At 70.9% G+C, this 6,887-nt stretch carries 6 protein-coding genes; 4 read left to right on the forward strand and 2 right to left on the reverse strand.

The window, feature by feature from the left end:
• Positions 1 to 112: 112 nt before the first annotated feature.
• Positions 113 to 754, forward strand: coding sequence for a superoxide dismutase (locus tag ACIP79_RS42070; RefSeq protein ID WP_401233223.1), 642 nt, complete (start codon positions 113 to 115; stop codon positions 752 to 754).
• Positions 755 to 924: 170 nt separating this feature from the next.
• Here ACIP79_RS42070 and ACIP79_RS42075 read toward each other — a convergent pair whose 3' ends face one another.
• On the reverse strand, positions 925 to 1,554 hold the full coding sequence (locus ACIP79_RS42075) for a histidine phosphatase family protein (protein WP_401233225.1): 630 nt from the start codon (positions 1,552 to 1,554) through the stop codon (positions 925 to 927).
• A gap of 196 nt (positions 1,555 to 1,750) precedes the next feature.
• Here ACIP79_RS42075 and ACIP79_RS42080 point away from each other — a divergent pair, with 196 nt between their 5' ends.
• On the forward strand, positions 1,751 to 1,975 hold the full coding sequence (locus ACIP79_RS42080; RefSeq protein WP_401233228.1) for a hypothetical protein: 225 nt from the start codon (positions 1,751 to 1,753) through the stop codon (positions 1,973 to 1,975).
• Here ACIP79_RS42080 and ACIP79_RS42085 read toward each other — a convergent pair.
• The gene (locus ACIP79_RS42085; RefSeq protein WP_401233231.1) at positions 1,972 to 2,646 is read right to left on the reverse strand and encodes a DsbA family protein; all 675 of its coding nucleotides are present in this window, start codon (positions 2,644 to 2,646) and stop codon (positions 1,972 to 1,974) included. The genes ACIP79_RS42080 and ACIP79_RS42085 overlap by 4 nt on opposite strands.
• Positions 2,647 to 2,784: 138 nt before the next feature.
• On the opposite strand from ACIP79_RS42085, the gene pepN reads away from it, so the two are divergent.
• Both pepN and ACIP79_RS42095 read left to right on the forward strand, forming a co-directional pair.
• Positions 2,785 to 5,367, forward strand: coding sequence for an aminopeptidase N (gene pepN, locus ACIP79_RS42090; protein WP_401233233.1), 2,583 nt, complete (start codon positions 2,785 to 2,787; stop codon positions 5,365 to 5,367).
• Positions 5,368 to 5,652: 285 nt separating this feature from the next.
• Entirely contained in the window at positions 5,653 to 6,708 is a 1,056-nt protein-coding gene (locus tag ACIP79_RS42095) for a hypothetical protein (protein ID WP_401233236.1), read from the forward strand.
• Positions 6,709 to 6,887: the final 179 nt, after the last annotated feature.

Raw genomic sequence — 6,887 nt, forward strand, 5'->3', positions numbered from 1 at the left:
CTCTTCCCCCGCCGCGAAGAACCCTTTTGCGCGTCCGAGCACACACCGAGCCATCCTGCTGCTAGCGTGCAGTTGCAAGCTTGTTGCAATAAGAGGTCGGAGAGGACCTGGCATGGCCGTCTACACACTTCCCGAGCTGCCGTACGACTACTCCGCGCTCGCCCCGGTGATCAGCCCCGAGATCATCGAACTGCACCACGACAAGCACCACGCGGCGTACGTGAAGGGTGCGAACGACACGCTGGAGCAGCTCGCGGAGGCGCGGGACAAGGAGTCGTGGGGGTCGGTCAACGGCCTGGAGAAGAGCCTGGCCTTCCACCTCTCCGGCCACATCCTGCACTCCGTCTACTGGCACAACATGACAGGCGAGGGCGGCGGTGAACCGCTGGCCGCGGACGGTGTGGGCGAACTGGCGGACGCGATCACCGAGTCCTTCGGCTCCTTCGCCGGATTCAAGGCGCAGCTCACCAAGGCCGCCGCGACCACCCAGGGATCCGGCTGGGGTGTGCTGGCGTACGAGCCGCTGAGTGGCCGCCTGATCGTCGAGCAGGTCTACGACCACCAGGGCAACGTGGGCCAGGGCTCGACGCCGATCCTGGTCTTCGACGCCTGGGAGCACGCCTTCTACCTCCAGTACAGGAACCAGAAGGTCGACTTCATCGACGCCATGTGGGCCGTCGTCAACTGGCAGGACGTGGCCCGGCGTTACGAGGCCGCCAAGTCCCGCGCCGACGTGCTGCTGCTGGCCCCCTGAGGCCCGTACGGCCTGAGGCCCCGGCACCCGCGCCGGCACCCGGGGCCCGTGTGAAGCGTCCTGCTCGTGATCGTCTTCTCAACCTTCACGTGGCGGGCGGATGAAAGGGCGGCCCCCGCGAGGACGTGACTCGCGGGGGCCTTCCCCTGTCTCCGGGCACGGCGGCTTGGCTATCGCGCGCACGGCACGTTGAGCGACAGCAGGGCGACGGCGCCGTCCTGGACGCGGAGTTCGCTGACCGCCGCGTTGCGCAGCTGCGGGAACACCCGCCGGTACTCGCCCAGCGGGATGGACAGGAGCGAGCAGAGGACCAGCCGGAACAGGGTGTTGTGGGCGACCACCAGGACCCGTTCGCCGGTGTGCGCGGACGCGATGGCGTGCAGGGCACGCACGCCGCGGGCGGCCGCCGTGCGGAGGTCCTCCGCCTCCGGGAAGGGGTACGCCACCGGATCCGTCCGGAACGCCTTCGCGCGCATCGGGTTCTCGGCCTCGAACTCGGCCAGGGTGCGGCCCTCCAGGACCCCGAAGTCGCACTCCCGCAGGGCGGGTTCGCGGCGCGGGGCGACACCCAGGGCGCGGCAGGCGGGCTCCGCGGTGGCGGCGGCGCGCGAGACGGTGGACGTCCAGACCGCGTCGACCCGTTGCACGGCACACCAGCGGCCCAGGGCCTCCGCCTGGGCCCGGCCCTCGGCGGTGAGGGCAACGTCGCTCACCCCGGCGTAGCGCCGCTCGGCGTGCCAGACGGTCTGCCCGTGCCGGGCGAGGAGGAGGGTCGTCATTGACCCGAGGGGCGTACTCATGACCAAGCAGTATCCAGGTGGCGCCCCCGTGGTGTGGGGTTTTCCCGGCCCCGCCGCTCCTGGGGGTGTGCTTCCGGACATCCTTTGTCACCACCCCTGGTCACCACTTTCGCCCCGCGGGCCGCGTTCCGCACTGCCGCCCCGGCCCGCGGGCGTTTAGGCTCGCGGGTCCGGAGCGTCCTAACGGGAGGCGTACATGCGATACAGGTGGTGCGAGAACTGCCACGGAATGCGGGTCTTCAGGCATCTGGCGACCGACGCGGAGCGTGCCGCGGCCAGGGTGGCCACCGAGCGGACCAACGTGGACACCTACATCCGCTGCGCCCACGCGGGCTGCGTGCGGGTCCAGAGCACGTACAGACACCGGGACGGCGGGGACCTCCCCGAGGAACTCCGGATCCCCGCCGCCGCGAGCGACTAGAGGTTGCTGAAGTCCGGCCCGGCCGTACGCGACCGCTTGATCTCGTAGAAGCCGGGTGTGGAGGCCACCAGCAGCGTGCCGTCCCAGAGCCTGGCGGCGGCCTCTCCCTTGGGTGCCGGGGTGACGACGGGGCCGAAGAAGGCGACCTGCTCGCCGTCGGCGCCGGGGACGGCGATGACGGGGGTGCCGACGTCCTGGCCGACCTTGTCGATGCCCTCCTTGTGGGAGGCGCGCAGCTCGGCGTCGAACTCGAAGTTCTCCTGGTCGGCGTAGTCGAGCAGGGACGCCGGGAGGCCGACCTCGTCCAGCGCGGCGGCGATCGCCTCGATGGTCGGGCCCTGGCCCTCGTTGTGGATACGGGTGCCGAGCGCGGTGTAGAGCGGGCCGAGGATGTCGTCGCCGTGCTTCTGCCAGGCGGCCGTCACCACCCGGATCGGCTTCCACGCCTTGGTGGAGAGCAGCTCGCGGTAGTCGTCGGGCAGCTCGTCCAGCTTCGGCTCGTTCAGCACCGCGAGGCTCATGATGTGCCAGCGGACCTCGATGTCACGGACCTTCTCCACTTCGAGCACCCAGCGCGAGGTCATCCAGGCCCAGGGGCACAGCGGGTCGAACCAGAAGTCGACGGGGGTCTTGCCGGAACCGGAACTCGTCGTTGCGCTCTGCTCAGGCATGGCTCTCCTCGGAAAGTGGTCTTTGTCGCTGCAACACCAACGGTCACCCGGCCAATTCCCCGGGTGCCCGGTGTCAGGGGCACGTGGCAGGATCGGCCCTGTACCGAACTGTCCGGCCAGCCCAGAGGGAGTGCACCCGTGCCCGGTGAGAATCTGTCCCGCGACGAGGCCCGGGAGCGGGCCGCGCTGCTGTCCGTCGACGGGTACGAGGTGTCCCTCGACCTGCGCTCGGCCGTCGGGGACCAGGCCGTCGACGGCGCGCCGCGCACCTTCCGCTCGGTGACCACCATCCGCTTCCGCTGCGCCGAGCCGGGCGCGACGAGCTTCGCCGACCTGATCGCGCCGAGCGTGACGGCCCTGTCGCTCAACGGCAGGGATCTCGACCCCGGCGAGGTCTTCGACGGGACCAGGATCGTGCTGGAGGACCTGGCGGCCGACAACGAACTCGTCGTCGACGCCCGGTGCGCCTACTCCCGCACCGGCGAGGGCATGCACCGCTTCGTCGACCCCGAGGACGGCGAGGTGTATCTGTACACGCAGTACGAGCCCGCCGACTCCCGGCGCGTCTTCGCCAACTTCGAGCAGCCGGACCTCAAGGCCCCGTTCCGCTTCGAGGTGCGGGCCCCGGAAGGCTGGACGGTGTGGAGCAACGGCGCCGGCGTGCTCACCGACGGCGTCTGGCAGTTCGCCGAGACGAAGCCGATCTCGACGTACATCACCGCTTTCGCCGCCGGTCCCTACCACTACGTGACCGACAGCTACACCCGCACCTTCGACGACGGTACGACGCTGGAGATCCCCCTCGGCGCGATGTGCCGCAAGGGCCTGGCGCCCTACTTCGACTCCGACGACGTCTTCCTCGTCACCAAGCAGGGCCTGGACTTCTTCCACGAGCACTTCGACTACCCGTACCCCTTCGGGAAGTACGACCAGGCGTTCGTGCCCGAGTACAACCTCGGCGCGATGGAGAACCCCGGACTGGTCACGTTCCGCGAGGAGTACATCTTCCGCGGCAAGGTGACGCAGGCGTCATACGAGGGCCGGGCGAACGTCATCCTGCACGAGATGGCGCACATGTGGTTCGGCGACCTGGTCACCATGGAGTGGTGGGACGACCTGTGGCTCAAGGAGTCCTTCGCCGACTTCATGGGCGCCTTCTCGCTGGTCGGGGCGACCCGCTTCAAGGACGGCTGGATCACCTTCGCCAACCGCCGCAAGGCGTGGGCCTACCGCGCGGACCAGCTGCCGTCCACGCACCCGATCACCGCCGACATCCGCGACCTCCAGGACGCCAAGCTCAACTTCGACGGCATCACGTACGCCAAGGGCGCCTCCGTCCTGAAGCAGCTCGTCGCCTACGTCGGCCAGGACGCCTTCCTGGAGGGCGCGCGCCGCTACTTCAAGCGGAACGCGTACGGCAACACGCGCCTGGGCGACCTGCTGTCGGTGCTGGAGGAGACCAGCGGGCGTGACCTGGCGTCCTGGGCGCGGTCCTGGCTCCAGACGGCGGGCGTCAACTCCCTCACCCCGCAGGTGATCCTGAGCTCGGAGAGCCGGATCACCGAGCTGGCGATCGTGCAGGAGGCCGCGGAGTCGCACCCCGAACTGCGCCCGCACCGGGTGGCGGTGGGCCTGTACCGGCGTACGCCGGACGGCGCCGTCGAGCGGTACGCGCGAGTGGAGACGGACGTCGACGGCCCCCGTACGGTCATCGCCGAACTGGTGGGCGCCGAGGCCCCCGACCTGGTCCTGGTGAACGACGACGATCTGACGTACTGCAAGATCCGGTTCGACGAGGGCTCGTTGGACACGCTGCGGGAGCGGCTCGGCGACATCACGGACCCGCTGGCGCGCGCCCTGTGCTGGTCGGCGCTGTGGAATCTCACGCGTGACGCGCTGATGCCGGCCCGCGACTTCCTCGACCTGGTGCTGCGGTTCGCGGGGCGCGAGTCCGACATCGGCGTCCTGCAGACGCTGCACGCCTGGGCCGACTCCGCGCTCACCTTCTACGCCGCGCCAGACTGGCGCGCGACGGGTGAACGCCTGCTCGCCGAGGGCGCGTTGAAGGAGCTGCGGCTCGCGGAGCCGGGCAGCCAGCACCAGTTGACCTGGGCCCGTTTCTTCGCGCGGGTCGCGTCCGGGGCGGCCGACCTCCAGCTTCTCGGGGGCCTGCTGGAGGGCACCGCGAAGATCGACGGTCTCGATGTCGACCAGGAGCTGCGCTGGGCGTTCCTGGAGCCGCTGGCCGCGCACGGGGTCGCCGACGAGACCGCGCTGGCCGCCGAACTCGCCCGCGACGACACCGCGTCGGGCAGGCGTCACCAGGTCCGCTGCCTCGCCGCCCGGCCCTCCGCGGCGGTCAAGGCGCAGGCCTGGGCCTCGGTGGTCGAGTCGGACGCGCTGTCCAACGCCCTGGTCGAGGCGACCATCGCGGGCTTCGGCCCGCCGTCCCAGCGCGAGCTGCTCGCCCCGTACGCCACGAAGTACTTCGACGCCATCGAGCGTGTCTGGGCGGACCGCTCGATCCAGATCGGGATGGACGTCGTGCGGGGCCTCTTCCCCGCCCTCCAGGACTCGCAGGAGACCCTGGACGCGACGGACGCGTGGCTCGCGGCCCACGAGAGCGCGGCGCCCGCGCTGCGCCGGCTGGTGCTGGAGGCCCGGGACGACCTGGCGCGCGGGCTGCGGGGGCAGGCGGTCGACGCGGCCGCGGCCGGCTGACGGACGGGACCAGACGCGGGGGGCGCGGGCCGTGCAGCCCGCGCCCCCCGGCGTGTGAGCAGCAGTGGTGACCGGGCGTCGGTCCCGGACCGGCGGTCATGAAATACCAGCGCACGCAGTGGTGACGAAGTACAGATACTCAAAGCCGTAACCCCTACTGATCCCCGTCCGGAGCAGCGCCTTTCGGCAGTCGAACGTCCGTACTTTAGGGCGAGCTTGTCCCGGTTTGTCGACGAGCGTGTAACAGCGGTTAGAGGGCGGCCCCGGCGCGGGAAACCCCGGGTCATGAACCACAACACCCCGCTCTCGCACTCCCCCCGCCCCCTGCGTCACCTGTCCCACGTACAGCGGCGTGTGCTGACCACCGCACAGCTGAAGGCGCACGGTGTGAGCGCCGCCGAGACCAACGAGCAGTGCCGGCCGGGCGGCCCCTGGCAGCAGTTCCTGCCGGGTGTCTTCCTCCTGCACCCCGGCCCGCCCACCTCCGAGGAGCGGCTGCACGCGGTGCTGATGTTCGCCGGCCGCTCCCCCGCGCGGCCGGCGCCGGCGATTCCGGCGCAGCCCGGAGCCGAGGCGCCGCACGCCCAACGGCCCTACACGGACGCGGTCATCACCGGCCTGGCGGCGCTCACCCTGCACGGGTTCACCTCGGCTCCGCCGCTGCTCTCCCTCGACTCGATCGACGTCCTGGTCCCCCGCCTGCGCCGACTGCGCTCCACCGGCTGCGCCCGCGTCGTCCGTACGCCGTCCATGCCCACCCCCTCGTACGTCACCGGCGTCCCGGTCGCCCCCGTGCCGCGCGCGCTGGCCGACGCGGTGGCGGAGCTGTCGGACGCGAACGCGGTGCGCCGGCTGCTGACGGAGGCGGTGCGCGCCGGGCACTGCGAACCGGCCGCGGTCGTGCGGGAGTTGACGCAGGCCCGGCTGCTCTCGCGGCCCCATGTGGTGGACGCGGTGGACTCGCTCCTGGCCGAGGGCCGGTCGATCGCGGAGGACCGCCTGTACCGGATGGTGCGGGAGTTCGGCCTGCCCGACCCGGTGTGGAACGTGGATCTCCGGCTCCCCGGCGGTCCCCACCTCGGCGGTCTCGACGCCTACTGGCCGGAGCAGGCGGTCGCCCTCGAACTCGACACCCGCGCCCCTCGCCAGGACGAGGACGCGCTCTGGTCGGAGTACGCCCGCAAGCGCGAGCACCTGGAGCGGCTGGGCATCACCGTCGTCCACATCACGCCCAAGAAGCTGCGCGACGCGATGGAACAGCAGGCCACCGTCGTACGCACCGCGCTGATGGCGTCGAACGACCGCGATCCGGCGGCGTATGTCGTGGTGCTGCCCCGGTAGTGACGGACGGGGCCGTATCAGGAGGGGGGAGGAGGGGCCGCCGGGATCTCGGCGGCCCCTCCTCGTGCGTATCTCCGGGGAGGGCTAGTAGTGCTTCGTTAGGTCTTTCCGTTGATGCTGATCAGGAGCATGTTGGGTGTGTGGACGCGTATGAAGTGAGCCGGTTACGGGCGGCGTTG

The sequence above is a fragment of the Streptomyces sp. NPDC088747 genome (genome assembly GCF_044751025.1).
Taxonomy (GTDB): domain Bacteria; phylum Actinomycetota; class Actinomycetes; order Streptomycetales; family Streptomycetaceae; genus Streptomyces.